17 protein-coding genes are annotated in these 17667 nt (G+C 70.2%); 5 read left to right on the top strand and 12 right to left on the bottom strand.

The genetic code is table 11. The features are described 5' to 3' along the window. Window positions 1-159 precede the first annotated feature (159 nt). The 3 genes from ABZT06_RS09540 to ABZT06_RS09530 form a co-directional block, all read right to left on the bottom strand. On the bottom strand, window positions 160-609 hold the full coding sequence (locus ABZT06_RS09540; RefSeq protein WP_355737375.1) for a hypothetical protein: 450 nt from the start codon (window positions 607-609) through the stop codon (window positions 160-162). A gap of 83 nt (window positions 610-692) precedes the next feature. Continuing rightward, window positions 693-1037, bottom strand: a complete 345-nt coding sequence (locus ABZT06_RS09535; protein WP_355737373.1) for a DUF1330 domain-containing protein — start codon at window positions 1035-1037, stop codon at window positions 693-695. 577 nt (window positions 1038-1614) lie between these two features. Continuing rightward, the gene (locus ABZT06_RS09530) at window positions 1615-2079 is read right to left on the bottom strand and encodes an ATP-binding protein (RefSeq protein WP_355737370.1); all 465 of its coding nucleotides are present in this window, start codon (window positions 2077-2079) and stop codon (window positions 1615-1617) included. Between the two features lie 169 nt (window positions 2080-2248). Here ABZT06_RS09530 and ABZT06_RS09525 point away from each other — a divergent pair, with 169 nt between their 5' ends. Next, window positions 2249-3034 carry a helix-turn-helix transcriptional regulator gene (locus ABZT06_RS09525; protein WP_355738264.1) on the top strand — a complete coding sequence of 262 codons (786 nt, stop codon included), beginning with the start codon at window positions 2249-2251 and terminating at the stop codon, window positions 3032-3034. Next, on the top strand, window positions 3031-3219 hold the full coding sequence (locus ABZT06_RS09520) for a DUF397 domain-containing protein (RefSeq protein ID WP_355737368.1): 189 nt from the start codon (window positions 3031-3033) through the stop codon (window positions 3217-3219). Before ABZT06_RS09525 ends, ABZT06_RS09520 begins: the two co-directional genes overlap by 4 nt. Here the strand turns inward: ABZT06_RS09520 and ABZT06_RS09515 are convergent. Together ABZT06_RS09515 and ABZT06_RS09510 are read right to left on the bottom strand one after the other, a co-directional pair. Continuing rightward, entirely contained in the window at window positions 3209-3760 is a 552-nt protein-coding gene (locus ABZT06_RS09515) for an N-acetyltransferase (RefSeq protein ID WP_355738261.1), read from the bottom strand. The two genes, ABZT06_RS09520 and ABZT06_RS09515, sit on opposite strands and share 11 nt — an antisense overlap. A 179-nt stretch (window positions 3761-3939) precedes the next feature. Further along, a complete protein-coding gene (locus ABZT06_RS09510; protein ID WP_355737366.1) occupies window positions 3940-4245 on the bottom strand; it encodes a hypothetical protein in 306 nt (101 codons plus the stop codon). 146 nt (window positions 4246-4391) lie between these two features. Here ABZT06_RS09510 and ABZT06_RS09505 point away from each other — a divergent pair, with 146 nt between their 5' ends. Beyond that, entirely contained in the window at window positions 4392-5183 is a 792-nt protein-coding gene (locus tag ABZT06_RS09505; RefSeq protein ID WP_355737364.1) for an intradiol ring-cleavage dioxygenase, read from the top strand. Window positions 5184-5251: 68 nt separating this feature from the next. Here ABZT06_RS09505 and ABZT06_RS09500 read toward each other — a convergent pair whose 3' ends face one another. Next, entirely contained in the window at window positions 5252-5902 is a 651-nt protein-coding gene (locus tag ABZT06_RS09500) for a DUF4360 domain-containing protein (RefSeq protein ID WP_355737361.1), read from the bottom strand. A gap of 174 nt (window positions 5903-6076) precedes the next feature. Next, window positions 6077-6535, bottom strand: a complete 459-nt coding sequence (locus ABZT06_RS09495) for an Rrf2 family transcriptional regulator (protein ID WP_355737358.1) — start codon at window positions 6533-6535, stop codon at window positions 6077-6079. Between the two features lie 110 nt (window positions 6536-6645). Here ABZT06_RS09495 and ABZT06_RS09490 point away from each other — a divergent pair, with 110 nt between their 5' ends. Continuing rightward, entirely contained in the window at window positions 6646-9633 is a 2988-nt protein-coding gene (locus ABZT06_RS09490) for a beta-galactosidase (RefSeq protein ID WP_355737355.1), read from the top strand. Window positions 9634-9683: 50 nt separating this feature from the next. After that, complete coding sequence (locus tag ABZT06_RS09485) at window positions 9684-11456, top strand: endo alpha-1,4 polygalactosaminidase (protein ID WP_355737352.1); 1773 nt, start codon at window positions 9684-9686, stop codon at window positions 11454-11456. 18 nt (window positions 11457-11474) lie between these two features. Here ABZT06_RS09485 and ABZT06_RS09480 read toward each other — a convergent pair whose 3' ends face one another. The 5 genes from ABZT06_RS09480 to ABZT06_RS09460 form a co-directional block, all read right to left on the bottom strand. After that, window positions 11475-12995 carry an alpha-N-arabinofuranosidase gene (locus ABZT06_RS09480; RefSeq protein ID WP_355737349.1) on the bottom strand — a complete coding sequence of 507 codons (1521 nt, stop codon included), beginning with the start codon at window positions 12993-12995 and terminating at the stop codon, window positions 11475-11477. A 21-nt stretch (window positions 12996-13016) separates the two neighbouring features. Continuing rightward, window positions 13017-13982, bottom strand: a complete 966-nt coding sequence (locus ABZT06_RS09475; protein ID WP_355737346.1) for an arabinan endo-1,5-alpha-L-arabinosidase — start codon at window positions 13980-13982, stop codon at window positions 13017-13019. Between the two features lie 460 nt (window positions 13983-14442). Further along, window positions 14443-15306 (bottom strand): carbohydrate ABC transporter permease, encoded by an 864-nt coding sequence (locus ABZT06_RS09470; RefSeq protein WP_355737344.1) that lies wholly within the window; start codon window positions 15304-15306, stop codon window positions 14443-14445. Next, window positions 15303-16241 carry a sugar ABC transporter permease gene (locus ABZT06_RS09465; protein WP_355737341.1) on the bottom strand — a complete coding sequence of 313 codons (939 nt, stop codon included), beginning with the start codon at window positions 16239-16241 and terminating at the stop codon, window positions 15303-15305. The genes ABZT06_RS09470 and ABZT06_RS09465 overlap by 4 nt, the downstream gene beginning before the upstream one ends. Continuing rightward, complete coding sequence (locus tag ABZT06_RS09460) at window positions 16238-17587, bottom strand: extracellular solute-binding protein (RefSeq protein WP_355737338.1); 1350 nt, start codon at window positions 17585-17587, stop codon at window positions 16238-16240. The genes ABZT06_RS09465 and ABZT06_RS09460 overlap by 4 nt, the downstream gene beginning before the upstream one ends. Window positions 17588-17667 lie beyond the last annotated feature (80 nt).

The following is a 17667-nucleotide window of genomic DNA, read 5'->3' as shown; positions in this document are numbered from 1 at the left end:
GGTACTCAACAGCGACCGAACGAGCCGACCGACCGGAACCCGACGCCTACGCGCAGCTCAATCGCGACCGAGAGCGCCCACCGGCCAGGACCCGATACCCACGCACAACTCGCTTACGGCCTATGGCGACCCGGCCGGAACCCGACGCAGGGACGGTACTCAGCGTGGGCCGAAGGGGCCCGCCGGGCGGGGGCCGATCAGGCCGCCCGGGCCGCCGACCTCACCCGCGCCGGAGGGGTGCTGGGGGGCCGGACGGGGCGCCTCGTCGGACTGGGACGCGTCCTGGTCCTCGCGCTCGTCCTCGGTGCTCCGCGCCTGCTGCCAGGCACCGAACCGTTCGCCCGCCTCGCGGGCCTCGGCCTCGGTACGCCGCTCCCCCGCGCGGCGGATCCTGTCGGCGCCGGAGAACAGGGCTGCGGTGTACTCCGGGTCGGTGAAGGCCTGTTCGGCGGTGAGGTCGCCGCGCAGCACACCGCGTGCCATCTCCCGCAGCTTCGGGTCGGGCCCGGTGCTCAGGGTGCGCAGCGCGCGGAGCAGGCTACGGGCCCGTTCCTCGTCCTTCGCGACGCCCAGCAACTCCGCCTGGTCCACTCCACGTCCGTCCGGCACGCGAACCTCCCCCTTCCGTACGCCAGTCGCCCCAGTATCCAACAGCCCCGTACGTCACGGGAGTCGGGGAACAGGGCCGCACCTCACGAGCTGAACGCCTCCCGCATCGCCTTCGCGGTGACCGCCGGGTCGTAACCCTCGGGAACGCCCTCGACCAGGATGATGTCCCCCGCGATGTGCCGCGAACGCAGCGGTGCGATCTCCTGGTACGCGGCGGAGTCCCACCAGGCCCGCGCCTCACCGATCCCGGGAAACCCGATCACCACGACATGTCCCGGCCAGCCGCCCTCCTTCACCTCGTGCTGCGCGCCGTGCACGAGGAAGCGGCCGCCGTACGGCTCGAAGGTGACGGTGATGCGCTCGATGTACTCGGCGATCTCCGGGTGCGGCGCGGCTTCCCGCAGGTGGGCTATGGCGTAGGCGGTCATGGCGTCCTCCAGGTCGGTAGGGCTCCGTACGCCGACGAGCCTGGCAGGCGGGGCGAACCGGGTCGATTACCCGCGAGGTAAGCGGTCAGCGAAGCCCGGCGGCGCGGTCGTCGGGGACCTCCGGGTCCGGACGCCCCAGCACTTCCGCGAGGGAAGCCCCGCTTCGCGCCGCCGCGTTCCGCCGCGCCCGCAGCTGAGCCCTGCTCCGGGGACGGAACTCGGGCTCCCTGCCACAGCCGCAGGGCTCCCGCCCCTCGTACCGCAGACCGGCACCGAGAACGGCCGCCACCACACTCCACCCCTTGACGTCCCGCCGCCGAGGCGCCGCGAAGTCACGCCCGGCGCAGCTCATCGCCCCGGAGCAACGCGGGCATCGATGCCCGGTGGGTGCGGGATGCCGCTTGAACGCGACACGGCAGGACACGCAGGCGTAGTGCACCTTGTAGGTCGTTTCGGCGTAGCGGCACACGGGCCGAACGTACCCGGCGACCCGGCGGCCGACGAACTGGTTTCCGGGGTACCGCTCGCAGGTGGCCGGCGGGCCCGAGAGGCATGACCGCGGGCCGACCCGGGTCGTTCAGCCCACCCGCCCGACCACGCCCAGCCACCCCGGCAGATCCACCTCGGCCCGGACCGTCTTGCCGGGCGGCGGCTCCCGGTCCAGCACCTCCCAGCGGTCGGCCAGCGCCTCGACGAGCAGGAGACCGCGGCCGCCATCGGCCAGGGGACCTGATGGTCGTACGGCGGGCAGGGGCTCGGCGCGGGTGTCGGTCACCTCGACACGGACGCTGCCGGTGACCAGGGAGAGCCGCAGCTCGAAGTCCCGGCCCGGCACCCGGCCATGAGTGACGGCGTTCGCGGCGAGTTCGGCGACGATCACCTCGACCTTCTCAGCGGTCGGGGCGCCGTGCGGGATACCCCAGTCGTGCAGCTGGTTCAGGGCGAGGTGGCGGGCGAGGCGGGCGCCGCGCGGGGTCGCACTGAGGCGCTGGGTGAACATACGTACGGTGACCGGGTGTTGGGGGGTGGCTGCTGCTGTCATGGGCCCAATCTGGCGCCTCCGGGGCGAACTTCTCCAGGTCGGCACCGCGTACGCCGCGACAGAGTACGCGGTCACGGACTGGACAGTACGCGTGACGGAACGTGACCATGGGCGCGGGAGGTGACCGACTGTGGTCGATGGTGGCGGTGAGCCGGAGTCGTCGGACAGCATGCGGACGTTCGGGGCGGTGCTGCAAGCCCTGCGGGAGCACTCGGGGTTGAGCCGGGAGGAGTTCGGGGATCTGGTCGGGTTCTCCAAACACACGGTGGCGAGTGTGGAGTTGGGGCGCCGGATGCCGGATCTGGTGCTGGTGCAGCGGGGGGAGGAGGTGCTGGGAAACACGGGGGCGTTGCGGAAGTCGTTCCCGAAGCTGGCTCGACAGCCGGGGTTGGCGGCGTGGTTTCGGCAGTGGGCGGGGCTGGAGGCGAGCGCGATCACCCTCTATACGTACGAATGCCGGTTGATTCCCGGGCTGTTGCAGACGGAGGCGTACGCGCGGCAACTGTTCACCGACGAGTTGCCGCCTCTGGACGACGAACAGATCGAGGCACAGTGGACGGCCCGTGCGGAACGGCAACGACTGCTGCGGGAACGGCCGAACACCGCGTACAGCTTCATCATCGAGGAACACCTGCTGCTGCGTCGCACGGGCGGAACGGAGACGACGCGAGCACTCATCGATCACCTGCTTGAGGTCTCCGAGCTGCGGAACATCGAGATTCAGGTGATGCCGTTGGTATGCGAGTCACACGCAGGTCTCCACGGGCCCATGCAATTGCTGGAGACCCCACAGAACAGGTGGTTCGCCTACATGGAGGCGCCGGAGAGCGGGCAGCTCACCTCCGATCCCAAAGGGATCAGCGTGCTGCAGAGCAGGTATGCCAGGATGCGTTCACAGGCGCTCACCATCAGGGACTCGGCAAGCCTGTTGCGACGGATGCGAGGAGATCTATGAGCACCTCCGAACTGGCCTGGTTCAAGAGCAGCTACAGCAGCAGCGGTTCCGGCGACTGCGTAGAGATCGCCCTGACCCCCGCCCTCATCCACATCCGCGACTCCAAGGACCCGCAAGGCCCCCACCTCACCACCTCCCCCACCCCCTGGACCGCCTTCCTCGCCCACCTCGCCCTCACGCAGTGAGCGAACCGGGATCGCGCAGGCCGACGCAGTCGAAGGCCCAGAAGACCTCCGAGTAGACGAACGTGCCCGTCATCCACGGCTCGTGGGCCGACAACCGGGCCACCTGGAACGCGGGTTCGGGAATCCGCAGGGACGGTGACCGGAAGCCCACCGCGTCGGCCCGCTCGAAGCCGCGCGGGCCGTAGTAGTTCGGCGAGCCCTCCAGGAACACCAGCGGCACCCCCTGGCTGTCCGCCGCCGCGAGGGCGTGCGCGATGAGCCGCGTACCGATGCCCTGACACTGGAACTCCGGGACGACACCGAGCGGTGACAGGGTGAGGACGTCCACGATCCGGCGCGGCGCGTCCAAGCGTGCCGCACTCAGCAGGACATGCCCGACGACCCGGCCGTCGACGGTGGCGACGTAGGACATCGGCACCACCGCGGCCTCCGCGACGCGCAGCGCGTCCACGAGCCCGGGAACCCGCTCACCGTCGCCGAAGGCGCGCGTATGGACCTCGCGCACGTCCGGGTGGTCGTCGGCGGTCTCCTGCCGGATCACCGGTTCGGCACCAGCGGGGGCGGTCCGGGAGCCTGCGGGCACATCGTGTGACGTCATGGCGGCGAGCGTAGGTCGCGGGCCGACTCGTACGCGAGGTGTTTGCGACCTGCGACGGCGGGGCCGCACGGCACCGGCCAGGAGACGCCCTGCCCGGATGCCGCGCGGCCCCGCACCCGCGGTCAGCCGGCGGAGGCCGCCGGTCCGAAGTCCGCCTCCAGTCGCTCCCTCCACCCGGCGTCCGCCAGCCCCGCCCCCACCAGCACGTCCCGCCAGTCCTCCTTGGCCAGCTGGACGGCGTCGAGGATCCGGTCCACCCGGCCCTGTCCGCACAGCAGCGTCGCGGCGGCGATCCGTTCCTTGTCCTCCTGGTCGCCCCGGTCAATCAGGTGGTTGACCAGCTCGGTGAGGAGATCGCCCACCACCTCGCCCTCCCGGCCGGGGAAGTCCTCCGCGATGCGCCGTTCGACCCGCACGGTAAGCCCCATTTACCCTCCTTGTCGGCATACGCCCCGATACGCTACCGCGCCCACCCCTCCCGGCACCGCAACCTGTCTCGCAAGAAACTTGACGATCCCTCACTTTGCCGAACTGACAGCTCACCTACAGCAACCACTTCTAAGGTGCCGTGTCCATGACAGACACCCCCAGGAACGAGACCCCCACGACGGGCGTCCCCGCCCACGCCGCCATCGCCCGCCGCACCGTCCTGGTCGCCACGGGCGCCACCGCCGCCACCCTCGCCGTCGGCGCCGCCACGTCCGGCGCCGCCGCCCCACGGACGGCCGACACCGCTCCCGTGGCCGCCGCGGCGGTCTGCACCCTCACCAGGGAGATGACCGAAGGCCCCTACTACCTCGACGGCCAGTACGTCCGCTCCGACATCACCGAGGGCAAGACCGGTTTCCCGCTCAAGCTCGCCCTCACCGTCGTGGACGACGACACCTGCGCCCCGATCAGCAACGCCCTCGTCGAGATCTGGCACTGCGACGCGCTCGGCGAGTACTCCGGCTACGTCGGCAAGAACGGCCACAACGAGCCCGACAGCGGCACCTTCCTGCGCGGCGGCGTCCTGACCGACTCCAGGGGCGTCGCCGCCATCACCACGGTCTACCCGGGCTGGTACATCGGCCGCTGCGTGCACATCCATGTGAAGGTGCACGTGAACGTCACCCTCACCGCCGACGGCTCCTTCACCGGCGGCACCGAACTCCACACCGGCCAGCTCTTCTTCGACGAGAAGATCACCGCCAAGGTCGGCGCGCTCTCGCCGTACTCGGCCAACACGGTCACCCGCACCACCCTCGCCCAGGACGGGATCTACGACGACGGCGGCGCCGCGTCCGGCCTCCTGACCCTGACCGCCCTGGGCAGCAGCCCCTCCGCCGGTTACTCCGGCAAGCTGACCCTCGGCGTGGAGAACTGAGCTCACGCACCGAGCCGCCCGCCACCCCGGAGAGAGTGGCGGGCGGCCCCTGCCTCACGCGCCGGCGCTCACTTGCCGGGGCACTCCTTCCACGCCATGTGGTACACGGTGCTGATGTCCCCGTCGGTCGAGTCCATCGTCATGAAACTGACCTTGGACGGTGAGGACGTGCCCGCGCTGACGCGGATCTCGGTGTTGATGTTGAAGTTGCGCTGAACCCCGCAGGGCGCCCAGACCAGCTGGGCCCAGTCGGTGGTGTCGGTCGCCTGCCAGTTGTCGTTGTAGACGCCGGTGAAGGGGTGCGTCTTGGCGGCCGTCTGCGAGGAGCCCTGGAAGTAGTACGAGGCTCGCTGCACGGCACTCGCACCGGACTGGAGTGAGGCGAAGCCCCGGTAGTCCGCCTCGGCGATGGCGTACGTGAAGCCCGACGGGACGTGCACGACCAGGTTGAGCTGGCAGTTCTTGCGGAACGCGGTGGGGTCGGAGTTCCCGCCGACCTGGGCGAGGTAGTCGCTGTAGGTGACCGTGAACGCGGTGTTGTCCTCGGAGACCGCGACGGCCGCGGTGCCCGCGGGACAGCCGGAGCCGTTCACCGTGGCGACGTTGATGACGATCTTGTCCGGGGGCGGGTCGACGAACCCGCCGGACGGGTTGTGCGCGGGCATCGCCGCGGTGACGAGGGCGGCGATGGCGCCGCCCAGAAGAAGTCCACTTGCCATGGGGGGTCTCTCCTCTGCGCTGACATGTTGAAGCGTGGAGAACCTGTGTGGTTTCTGTGAAGCACCGCGGCGAGGGAATCGTAGGGAGCGCTCTGTGGCACCGCCAGAGCGAACTCCAGCCATTCCAGTGATGGCCTAACTCACGTGTAAACAGGGGAAGTTGGACCCCTGAGGTCAGGGGTTCTCCCACGCGGCCGGTTCGGCCGCGAGCCGCTGGACCGGCTCGGGGAGCGCGTCGCCCGCGATGTCGGCGATGGTGACGCCCTCCAGGATCTTGCGGACGTTGGCCCGCAGGGCGATCCACAGCGGGAGCAGGGGCTGTGCGGAACCCGTGTACTCCAGACCGGTGGGGCGCTCGCCGCGCACCGACACGATCGGCCCGTCGACCGCGCGGATGACATCCGCGACCGTGATGGCCGAGGCCTCGCGCGCGAGCCGGTAACCGCCGCCCCCGCCCCGCCTGCTGTCGACGATCCCCCCGCGCCTGAGGTCGCCGAGAATCCCCTCCAGGAACTTGTGCGGAATGTCCTGGACCGCGGCGATGGCCTCGGCCTTCACCGGCTCCGTGCCCTGCCGCACGGCAAGCTCCAGCACCGCCCGTACCGCGTAGTCCGCCCGTGCAGAGATCCTCATACGACAATTGTGCGGCGTTCGGCCGGAGACAATGGCCACGCCACAATAGGCACACCACACACACCCACGGACGGACTGGCGCTAGCGCGGCACGACCAGGAGGCGCTCCCTTGGAGCTGAGCAGACGTACATTCAGCGCCCTCGCCGGCACCACGGCGCTCGGCTTCGCGCTGAGCGGCAGTGGTGGGGAGACCACCCGGGCCTACGCCTCCCACAGCGTGCCCACCGGCCCCGCACCGGGCGCGCCCGCCGCCGACCGGGTACGGCACAAGGTCGGCTACGACAAGCACTCGCTGCTGGTCGACGGCCGCCGCCTGGTGCTGTGGTCCGGCGAGATGCACCCCTTCCGGCTGCCGAGCCCGTCGCTGTGGCGGGACATCCTGCAGAAGATGCGCGCCCACGGCTTCAACGCGGTGAGTGTGTACGTGGCCTGGAACTACCACTCCCCCGGACCCGGCCAGTACGACTTCACCGGCGTCCGCGACCTCGACCTGTTCCTGCGCACGGCCACCGAGACCGGCCTGTACGTGATCCTGCGCCCGGGCCCGTACATCAACGCGGAGGTCGACGGCGGCGGCTTCCCGGGCTGGCTCGCGGCGACCGCGGGCCGGGCCCGCACCTCCGACCCCACCTATCTGTCGTACGTCGACGAGTGGCTGACCGAGGTCAACGCGATCGCCGCCCGGCACTTGTTCACCAAGGGCCGGGGCACGGTCCTGCTCTACCAGCTCGAGAACGAGTACGACGCGTTCGTCGACGAGCCTCTCGGCCGCGACTACATGTCCCACCTGTACAAGAAGGTGCGCGCCGACGGGATCGACGTCCCGCTGTTCCACAACGACAAGGGCAGGAACGGCTACTGGACCCCCGGGTCGTTCAACACCGGCGGCGAGGAGCGCGGTTGGCTCTACGGCTTCGACGGGTACCCCGCGCCTTCCGAAGTTCCGCCCGACTGGGGGGACTTCGGCGAGGGCGGTCTGAAGGGCGGGGCCACGGCCAGTCCCAGGACGCCCGGGTTCATGCCGGAGTTCGGCGGTGGCTGGTTCGACCCGTGGGGCGGGGCCACCTTCGACGGCAAGGGGTACGCGGCGGCACGTCACACCCGGGACGCGGCCTACGAGCGGCGCTTCCAGCTCACCAACCTCGCCAACGGCATCACCGTGCACAACGTCTACATGACCTACGGCGGCACCTCGTGGGGCTGGCTTCCCGCACCGCAGGTCTACACGTCGTACGACTACGGGGCGGCGATCGACGAGGCGCGCCGGCAGACGCCGAAGCTGGCCCCGGCGCACCAGCTCGGCCATCTCCTGCGGACCGTGCCGGACTTCGCCAAGCTGGACCGGGCGGACGCGGTGCGGGCCGCCGACGAGCGGCTGAAGGTGTACCACCTGACCAACCCGGACACCGGCTCCCATGTGTACGTCGTGCGCAACGACACCGACGCGGCGATCACGACATCGATCCCGGACGCGGGCATCGACGTGGCGTTCACCGTCGCCGCCCATGACGCCCGACTGCTCACCGCAGGACTCCAATTGGGCGGGCGCACGCTCAAGTTCGCCACCGCGCAGCCCATGATGTGCCTGAAGGTCGGGCGGATGGACGTCGCCGTGTTCACGGCCCCGCACGGCGAGATGGCACAGGTCCTGCTGGAGTGCCCGGAGGAGCCGCTGGTCACCCGGGGCGACGCGGAACCCGCGTGGAACTACGACCTCGGCGTCCTCAGGATCACCGTGCCGATGGGCGTCGGCGGCCCGGCCCGGGTGCGGATCGAGGCGGGCGGCAGTGACACCCCGCTGCTGCTGATCTTCGCCGACGACCCCGGCTCCCTGCGGCTGTTCCCGGTGGACACCCCGACCGGACCGGTCCTCGTGTACGGGCCCTCGCTGGTGCGCGAGGTCACCCTGGACGGCGCGACCGCCCACCTCACCGGCGACACCGTCGAGGGCACGGGCATGGAGGTGTGGGGGCCGCGCGGCATGAGCCGGATCACCTGGAACGGCCGCCCGCTGCGCGCCTCCGTCACTCCCATGGGGAGCCTGCGCGCCGACATGCCGCCCACGCCCGGGCAGCTCCCGATCCCCGCGGTGGGCGAGGTGCGGCTGCCCGCGCTGGGCGGCTGGCGGCGCCGTACCGAGAACTTCGAGTCCGTCCCCGACTACGACGACTCCGGCTGGACCACGGCCGACCGCACCGGCTCGTACAGCATCACCCCGGTCCCGAAGGGCCAGCCGGTCCTGTTCGCCGACGACTACGGCTTCCACTACGGCGACGTCTGGTACCGGGCACGGCTGACCGGCGCGGAGGAACTGGAGTCGGTGTCCCTGGCCTACAGCACGGGCACGCAGGGACTGCTGATGGCCTGGCTGGACGGGGAGCCGCTGGGCACGCACCGGATGCCGGTGCCGGACAAGGGCACCGCGCGCAAGGGGAGTTGGACGGCGACGGCCACCTTTGACGTGCCGCCGCCCTCCGGTCGCTCGCCCCGTGTCCTGTCCGTCCTCGTACGGCGGATGGCGCACGACATGGACGGCGGGTCCGCCGACTCCCACAAGGTGGCCCGGGGGTTGTCGGCGGTCACCTTCAAGGGCGGTTCCCCGAAGGCGAGTTGGCGCATCCAGGGTGAGACGGCACCCGATCCGGTGCGCGGGCCGCTCAACAACGGCGGACTGTACGGGGAACGCAAGGGCTGGCATCTGCCGGGATTCACCGAAGAGCACTGGGAATCCACCCAGTTGCCGCGCGCCGACCGGCGCCAGGGGGTCACCTGGTACCGGACGACGTTCCGGCTCGCGGTGGACGCCGGCATCGACGCCTCCATCGGCCTCACCCTCGACGACGACCCGGAGCGCGCCTACCGCGTCCAGATCTTCCTCAACGGCTGGAACATGGGCCAGTACGTCAACGACGTGGGCCCGCAGCACACCTTCGCCCTGCCGAACGGCATCCTGCGCACACGGGGGACCAACACCCTGGCGCTGGCGGTGCTGTCCGACGGGACGACGGAGTCCGGCCCGAAGGACGTACGGCTGACGGCGATGGGGGCCTCGGCCGGAGGAGTGCCGGTGACACCGGTGGACTCCCCCGGCCGCTAGCCTGATGTCCTTGAACTTTCGACCACCCGTACTCGGGAAGGGTGACCGCGATGCCGCTGAGCCCCGGCGATCCGGAGTCCATCGGCGGCTACGCGCTGGTCGACCGGCTCGGCAGCGGCGGCATGGGGGTCGTCTACCTCGGCCGTTCGGAATCCGGGCGGCAGGTCGCGGTCAAGCTCGTGCATCCGGCGTACGCGCTGGACGAGGAGTTCCGCACCCGCTTCCGGCAGGAGGTCGCGGCGGCCCGCCGGGTGAGCGGGGCGTTCACGGCCCCGGTGGTGGACGCGGACCCGGACGCCGCGCAGCCGTGGATGGCGACGCTGTACGTCCCGGGCCGCACCCTCGCGGACGTCGTGGCCCAGGACGGCCCGCTGCGCGGAAGCGCGCTGCGGGTGCTCGCGCTGGGCCTCGTCGAGGCGCTGCGGGACATCCACCGGGTCGGCATGGTGCACCGGGACCTCAAGCCGAGCAACGTCCTGATGGCCGAGGACGGGCCCCGGGTCATCGACTTCGGCATCTCGTACGCCGTCGACAACGAGGCGCTCACCGTGACCGGGCGGCTGATCGGCACCCCGCCCTTCATGTCCCCGGAGCAGTTCGCCGCGCCGCGCGAGGTCACCGCCGCCTCGGACGTCTTCTCCCTGGGGTCGCTGCTGGTGTACGCGGCCACCGGCAGCCGCCCGTTCGACGGCAGCAGCCCGTATCTGACGGGTTACCAGGTGATGTACGAGCCGCCGGCCCTGGACGGGGTCGCGGAACCGTTGCGCGGCATCGCCGTACGCTGCCTGGACAAGGCCCCGTCAGCCCGGCCGGAACTCGGTGAACTGCACGAGCTGCTGCGGGCGTTGCCGGACACCGACGCGTCGGCCGGGTCGGTCGCGCCGGCCGCACCGGTGCCGCCGGGCCCGTCCGGCTCCGCGGCGACCCATCACCAGCTCTCCCCGGCCCGCTCCGGCCCACCCCGCCGAGGGCTCCGGCGGCGCGTCCTCGTCGGTCTCGTCGCGGCCCTGGCCGTCACCGGGCTGAGCATCGCGGCGGTGCGGGCCGGTTCGGACCCCGAGAGCGCGTCCCCGTCACCGAGCGAGCCGGCAACCACCGCCACGGCCCCCGCCGCCGTGACGCTCCCGCCCCGGCACGTGCCCTGGGACTACCAGATCGGCGGCGCGTACCCTCCGGCGGCCGGTGTCCGGGTGGTGAGCCGCAGCTATGAGGACGCGCCCGCGCCCGGGCTCTACAACATCTGCAACATCAACGCCTTCCAGGCGGAGTCGGACGCGGAGCGCGACTGGGACGCCGACCTGCTGCTGCGCGCCGCCGACGGGAAGGTCGTCCACGACACGGACTGGGACGAGGCGGTCCTGGACATCCGTACGGCCGCACAGCGAGAGCGCATCGCCGCCAGGCTGGACACCTGGATCGACACCTGCGCGGCCAAGGGCTACCGGGCCGTGGAGCCGGACAACTACGACTCCTTCACCCGCTTCCCGTCGTACCTCAAGGCCGCCCAGGCCGAGGCCCTGATGAAGCTGCTGGTGGCGCACGCCCATGCCAAGGGGCTGGCGGTCGCGCAGAAGAACACCGCGGAGCTCGTCTCCGACCGTGCCTCGCTGGGCGTGGACTTCGCCATCGTGGAGGAGTGCGCGGAGTACGACGAGTGCGGCACCTTCGCCGACGCCTTCGACGACAACGTCCTCGTGGTCGAGTACACGAAGAAGGGCCTGACCACGGCGTGCGCCGACTGGAGCGGGACCCTCAGCGTGGTGCGCCGGGACGAGGAGGTCGCCCCCGAGGGCGCCGACGGGTTCCTGCGCGAAACCTGCTGACGCCCTCGGGAACCCCGCTCAGCTCAGCCGGATCACGTTCCAGGACAGCGGCTCCAGTACGGCGGTGAGGGTGCCGTCCGTCAGCGCGGTGCCCTCGGCCGCGTGCGGGGCGACCCGGTCGGGGGCGTCGAGGGTGTTGCGGGCGTCCGGGTCGGCGTCGGCGAGGACGCTGTGCTCGACGACGCTCGTCAGGTCGAGCCCGTTCAGGGCGACTTCGAGCGGCAGCGCGTCGTTCTGGCTGCGGTTGACGGCGAAGACGGTGACCGTGCCGTCCTCGGCGCGCACGGCCGTGGCGTGCAGGAGGTCCGTCTCGCCGTACTTCCTCGTCTCGTACGTCGGCGAGTCGACCCGAACGTCGAGGACCTCGCCGCGGCCGTACCGCGAGGCCTGGGCGAACGGGAAGAAGGTCGTCTGGCGCCAGGCCGGGCCGCCCGGCTCGGTCATGATCGGGGCGATCACGTTGACCAGCTGGGCGAGGCAGGCGACGGTGACGCGGTCGGCGTGCCGCAGCAGGGCGATGAGGAGCGAGCCGAAGACGACCGCGTCCAGGACGCTGTAGTTGTCCTCCAGGAGGCGGGGCGCCTCGGGCCAGTCGTCGCGCTCGAACTCCTTGGCGCGCTGCTCCCACTCGGGCAGGTACCAGACGTTCCACTCGTCGAAGGAGAGGTTGATCTTCTTCTTCGACTTGAGCTTCGCGCCCACGTGGTCCGCGGTCGCGACAACGTTGGCTATGAACGACTCCATGTCGACGGCGGAGGCGAGGAAGGAGTCGGTGTCACCGTCCTCGGGCCAGTAGTAGGCGTGCAGGGAGACGTAGTCGACCAGGTCGTACGTCTCCTCCAGGACCTTCGCCTCCCACTCGGCGAAGGTCGGCATGGACTGGCTGGAGGAGCCGCAGGCGACGAGTTCGACGCCGGGATCGATCTGCCGCATGGCCCTGGCCGTCTCCGCGGCGATCCGGCCGTACTCCTCGGCTGTCTTGTGGCCGGTCTGCCAGGGACCGTCCATCTCGTTGCCGAGGCACCAGAGCTTGATGCCGAAGGGGTCCTTGTCGCCGTGGGCGACTCGGAGGTCCGACAGGGCGGTGCCCTCGGAGTGGTTGGCGTACTCCTGGAGTTCGAGGGCCTCGGCGACGCCCCTGGTGCCGAGGTTCACGGCCATCATGGGCTCGGCCTGGGGGCCGACCTTGCGGAGGAAGTCGATGTACTCGGAGAGGCCGAAGCGGTTGGTCTCGGTGGAGTGCCAGGCGAGGTCCAGGCGGCGCGGGCGGTTCCCGACGGGGCCGACCGAGTCCTCCCACTTGTAGCCCGAGACGAAGTTGCCGCCGGGGTAGCGCAGGGCGGTGACGCCGAGTTCGCGGACGAGTTCCAGGACGTCCTTGCGCAGGCCCTTGTCGTCCGCGGTCGGGTGGTCCGGTTCGAAGATGCCGGTGTAGACGCAGCGGCCGAGGTGCTCGACGAAGGAGCCGAAGAGACGGGGGTTCACTTCGCCGACGGTGAAGGCGGGGTCGAGGGTGAAGCGGGCGGTGGGCTTGCTCATGGAGACCTTTCAGAAACGGAATTACTTGACAACCGGCCAGTCACGCACCCAGCCGAGCCTGTTCAGGCCCAGCTTCGGTGTGCCGTTGTCCTCTGCGTCGTAGTAGTGGTACGCCAGCCAGTCCTGGCCGCGGGTGCGGAAGACCGACTCGCCTCCCGTGCCGATGTACCTCCCGTGTCCTGCCAGCAGCAGGTCGCCGCCGCCCTCCAGCAGCGGCGTGCCCGTGCTGTCGACGTACGGGCCCGTGACCGTGGTGGATCTTCCGACCCTGATCTTGTACGTGGAGTTCACTCCGGCACAACAGGCGTCGTAGGAGGCGAAGAGGTAGTAGAAGCGGCCGTGCTTCACGATGGACGGGCCCTCGATCGCGTACGGGGCGTCGGGGCGGGTGGCCAGGTGGTGGACGGTGGCTCCCGGGAGGGCCTTTCCGGTGGCCGGGCTGAGCTCGACCATGCGGATGCCGGTCCAGTACGAGCCGAACGACATCCACAGCCTGCCGTCCGCCCGGATGACCGCCGGGTCGATGGCGTTCCAGGAGTCGGTGGTCTCGGAGGTGAAGACCTTGCCCTGGTCGGTCCAGGTGCCGGGGAGGCCGGACGGGGAGGTGGCCACGCCGATCGCGGAGTGGTTGGTGCCCCAGGACGAGAGGGCGTAGTAGAGCCAGTAACGTCCCGCGCGGTAGGAGAGGTCGGGCGCCCAGGGGTCACCGGTGTCGTTGTACTCGTACCACCAACTCGGCGGCTCGACGAAGGCGTTGCCGGCGTCGGTCCAGTGCGTGAGGTCCTTGGACAGCCGGGCGCCGATGATCCCGCCGGTCGAATAGGCCACGTAGCCGCCGGACTTGAGCGGGATGACGCTCGGGTCGTGGATGATCTGCTGACCGGTGATCGGTCGGGGGTCGGGATAACTGGTGTCCGCCTGTGCCGTGGCCGGCACGAGTGCGATGAGTGCGGCGGTCAGCACGGTGGCAAGTCTGAGGCACTTCAACTGGGGCTCCCTACGTGGGTGACGGCCTGCTGGGACCGGGTGCGGCGCGGCGTCCCGGGGGGCGCGGGACCACCCCGGGAACCGGAAGCGGCGGCCCCGACCAGGACCGCCACCAGGCCACGGCCGGCGACGGGCTCCGAGACGCGCCGCGACGGGGGCACCGGGCCGCAGCGGCGCCAGGCGGCGGACACGGCCCTGGCCCCTCGCCTGCAGCCGCGAAACGACCATCCCGCCGCCACCGCCAAGTCACGGCCGGTGACGAGCTCCGACGCGCGAGACGGGAGCACCGGCTCGCACGCAGCCGAAGCGGCCATGTCCCCTCGGCGGCCGCCGAGAAACGACCACCCGCCGTCTGTCACCGGCACGCCGATGCCGGAGGTGGCCGATGCGGCCATGGCTCCTCGGTGTCCGCCAGGGCGTAACCGCCCCGTCGCCCCCGCCCCGCGAGCGCAGTGCGCCGTCACTGGCCCGCCAGGCCCGTGTGGGCCACGCCTGCCACTATCTGGCGTTGGAAGAAGACGAACACGATGATCAGGGGGAGGCCCGCCATGAGGCCGCCGGCCATGAGCTGGGCCCACTGGATGCCGTAGGAGTTCATGACGGTCGCGATGCCGTTCGGCATGGTCATCAGGTCGGGGTTGTTGGTCACCATGTAGGGCCACAGGAAGTTGTTCCAGGAGGCGATGAAGGTGAAGATGCCCACCGCCGCCAAAGACGGCCTCGCCAGGGGGACCACGATCGTGAAGAAGACCCGCCAGCGGCCCGCCCCGTCGATGAAGGCCGCCTCCTCCAGCTCGCGCGGGACGCCCTGGAAGAACTTGTAGAGGATGTAGACCATGGCGGCGGGGGCGCACTGGGGGAGGATCATGCCCCAGTAGGTGTCGACCATCCCCATCTGCTGGACGGTGGTGAAGAGGGGCACGCCGAGGACCGCCGGGGAGATCATCAGGCCCGACATGACGATGCCCATGAGGACGTTCTTGCCGCGGAACTCGGTGCGGGCGAAGCCGTATCCGGCGAGGGCGCTGACCGTCAGCACCACGGAGGTGACGCAGACCGACACCACCAGCGAGTTGATGAACCAGTTGGTGATGTTGCCGGTCTCCCACAGCGCCTTCCACGCCTGGACCGTCCAGACCTTCGGCAGCCAGTGCGGCGGGATCTCGGCCGCCTCCGCCTCGGACTTGAGCGAGGTGAACAGCGCGGCCGCGATCGGCGCCACGAACACGGCGGAGACGGCGACGCCGAGCAGCGTGAGGATGATCTGGCTCGGTGTCCACGGCTTGCGGGGGCTCTTGCGGACCTGTACGGCGGTGGTGGTCATCGGCCGCCCTCCTCACGGTTGCGCAGCAGCCACATCCGCGCCAGCGCGACGACTGCGATGATCACGAAGAAGATGATGGACATCGCGGAGGCGTAGCCCACGCGGTAACTGGTGAAGCCCTGTTCGAGGGTGTACTGGACGAAGGAGCGGGTGCTGACCTCAGGACCCGGCCCGAAGTCCATCATCACCACGGCCTGGTCGAAGAGTTGCAGCGAGGCGAGGATCTGCAGCGCGATCACCAGGCCGGTGATGTTGCGCAGCATCGGCAGCGTGATGTGGACCATGCGGTGCCAGGCGTTGGCGCCGTCCAGCTTCGCGGCCTCGTAGAGGTGGTCGGGGATGCCCTGGAGGGCGGCGAGGTAGAGCAGGAAGCTGAAGCCGACGGTCCACCACAGGGTCTCGATGACGATGGCGAGCATCGCGTACGACTTGTCGGTCAGCCAGGGCGTGTCGATCCCGAAGGTCTCGTTGATCAGGCCGATGCCCTGGGTGAACAGCCACTGGAACATGTTGGCGGCGACCGTCGAGGGCAGCAGGAACGGCACGAAGAAGCACAGCCGCCACAGCCACTTGGCGCGCTCGATGTTGTGGGCCAGCATCGCGAGCAGGAAGGCGAGGACCGTGATGCAGGGGACGACCAGCAGCGTGAAGTACGCGCTGTGGCCGAGCGCGTCCCACATCGCCTGGTCGTGCAGGGCCTCGCGGTAGTTGTCGAGGCCGACGAAACTCGCGGCGTCCCCGGAGATGTTGGCGTCCGTGAAGCTGAGGTAGACGCCGCGCAGCAGCGGCCAGATCACGAACAGCACGAAGAGGGCGAGGAACGGGGCGACGAACCAACCCCCGTGCTGGAAGCCCTGCTTGCGGCGGACGGTCGCCGTCGCGGTGGCGGTCCTGGCGCGTGCGCCCGGGAGAACGGTCTGAGCGCTGGTCGTCATGCGACCGCACCTCCCTGCGCGGCGGTCCTGCCGTCCATCGGGTTCTTCGAGGCGAGGAGCTTGGTGAGGTGTTTCTTCATCGTCTGCGCGACCGACGCGGGCTTCGCGGAGCCCATCGTCGAGGAGACGACGACCGGGCCGAGGTCCTGGGCGAGCACACCGGTGGAGCCCGCGAACCACACCTTCGGCTCGGTGGCCTGGTGGTCCATGGCGCTCACGTACTCGTTCTGCGGGGTGAGCTTCTTGTACGCGGCCGTGGAGAGCGTCGGCGTGTACGCGGGGATGTGTCCGCCGGCCGCCCACTGCAGGGCGTGGGTGACGACGTACGCGGCGAGTTGGTGGGCGCCCTCGTTGGTGGCGCCCCCGCGGTTCGCCTGGTGGGGCAGGACGAAGGCGTGCGACTCGGCGTGGGTGGCCGGCTTGCCGAAGACGGGCGGCAGCGGGGTCGCGCCGTAGCCGAGCTTGGCGCCGGAGAAGACCGGCACGGACCAGTTGCCCTCCCAGGTGAAGGGGGCGCCGTTGATGAACTGTTCGCCGGTGGGGGCGCCGGGGATGACGTATCCGTCGGTGACGTGCTTGCGGAGGAACTCCAGCACCTGGGTGGCCTTGTCGGGGTCGAAGAGGACCTCGGTGTTGTCGGCGTTGAACCACGTGCCGCCGAGCTGGGTGTAGAAGGCGACGAAGAACCACCACTGGAAGTTCTGGTCGTTGGTCCACAGCCCGATCGTCTGGAGGCCCTTCTTCTGGGCCGCCTTGGCCTTCTTCAGGACGTCGAACCACTCGTCGGTGGAGGTGACCGGGATCATCCGGCCGTCGTCACCGAGCAGGTCGGCCTTCTTCAGCACGTCCTTGCGGTAGAAGCAGAGCTGGACGTGGATGTCGAGCGGCAGGGCGTAGAGCTTGCCGTCGATGACGCCGCGCTTCCACAGCGCGGGGTTGTAGTCCTGCTCCCGTACGCCGTACTTGGCGAGCAGGTCGACGTCCCACGGGTCGAGGAGGCGGCCGGGCGAGAAGCCGGTGACCCGGCCCATGTGCATGACGCCGAGGTCGGGTGCGCGGTTGCCCGCGGCCGCCATGGCGAGCTTGGTGTAGAAGGGGTTGCCCCACTGGAGGGTGGAGTCCTTCACGTCGATGTCCGGATGGGCCTTTCGGAAGGCGTCCAGCATCGCGATCATGTTGGCGCCGTCGCCGCCGCTGAAGAGGTTCCAGTAGCGCACCCGGGTGTCCGCGCCGGAGGCGAGCGCGTCGGCGCCGGTGCCGAGGGCGGCGAAGCCGAAACTCGCCGCGACGGTCAATCCGCCGGCCGCGGTGAGAAGTTGCCTGCGGCTCAGGTCAGGTCGTCCCATTCCCTGCCCCATCTGTTCGAGATCTCGAATTGCGCTCGTAACTTCGAACGGGACCGTAGGCAGGAAGCGCTTTCCAGTCA

Source organism: Streptomyces sp. NPDC005483 (assembly GCF_040606035.1).
Taxonomy (GTDB): Bacteria; Actinomycetota; Actinomycetes; order Streptomycetales; family Streptomycetaceae; genus Streptomyces.
Note: the sequence above shows the minus strand (reverse complement) of the source record. Positions and strands in the feature narration are given on the sequence as shown.

What these genes read in the sequence shown, in the direction of transcription:
- ABZT06_RS09535 (WP_355737373.1), bottom strand. Translation starts at nt 1,037, where the DNA reads ATGACCGCCTACGCCATAGCCCACCTGCGGGAAGCCGCGCCGCACCCG.
- ABZT06_RS09530 (WP_355737370.1), bottom strand. Translation starts at nt 2,079, where the DNA reads ATGACAGCAGCAGCCACCCCCCAACACCCGGTCACCGTACGTATGTTC.
- ABZT06_RS09525 (WP_355738264.1), top strand. Translation starts at nt 2,249, where the DNA reads ATGCGGACGTTCGGGGCGGTGCTGCAAGCCCTGCGGGAGCACTCGGGG.
- ABZT06_RS09520 (WP_355737368.1), top strand. Translation starts at nt 3,031, where the DNA reads ATGAGCACCTCCGAACTGGCCTGGTTCAAGAGCAGCTACAGCAGCAGC.
- ABZT06_RS09510 (WP_355737366.1), bottom strand. Translation starts at nt 4,245, where the DNA reads ATGGGGCTTACCGTGCGGGTCGAACGGCGCATCGCGGAGGACTTCCCC.
- ABZT06_RS09505 (WP_355737364.1), top strand. Translation starts at nt 4,392, where the DNA reads ATGACAGACACCCCCAGGAACGAGACCCCCACGACGGGCGTCCCCGCC.
- ABZT06_RS09500 (WP_355737361.1), bottom strand. Translation starts at nt 5,902, where the DNA reads ATGGCAAGTGGACTTCTTCTGGGCGGCGCCATCGCCGCCCTCGTCACC.
- ABZT06_RS09495 (WP_355737358.1), bottom strand. Translation starts at nt 6,535, where the DNA reads ATGAGGATCTCTGCACGGGCGGACTACGCGGTACGGGCGGTGCTGGAG.
- ABZT06_RS09485 (WP_355737352.1), top strand. Translation starts at nt 9,684, where the DNA reads ATGCCGCTGAGCCCCGGCGATCCGGAGTCCATCGGCGGCTACGCGCTG.
- ABZT06_RS09480 (WP_355737349.1), bottom strand. Translation starts at nt 12,995, where the DNA reads ATGAGCAAGCCCACCGCCCGCTTCACCCTCGACCCCGCCTTCACCGTC.
- ABZT06_RS09470 (WP_355737344.1), bottom strand. Translation starts at nt 15,306, where the DNA reads ATGACCACCACCGCCGTACAGGTCCGCAAGAGCCCCCGCAAGCCGTGG.
- ABZT06_RS09465 (WP_355737341.1), bottom strand. Translation starts at nt 16,241, where the DNA reads ATGACGACCAGCGCTCAGACCGTTCTCCCGGGCGCACGCGCCAGGACC.
- ABZT06_RS09460 (WP_355737338.1), bottom strand. Translation starts at nt 17,587, where the DNA reads ATGGGACGACCTGACCTGAGCCGCAGGCAACTTCTCACCGCGGCCGGC.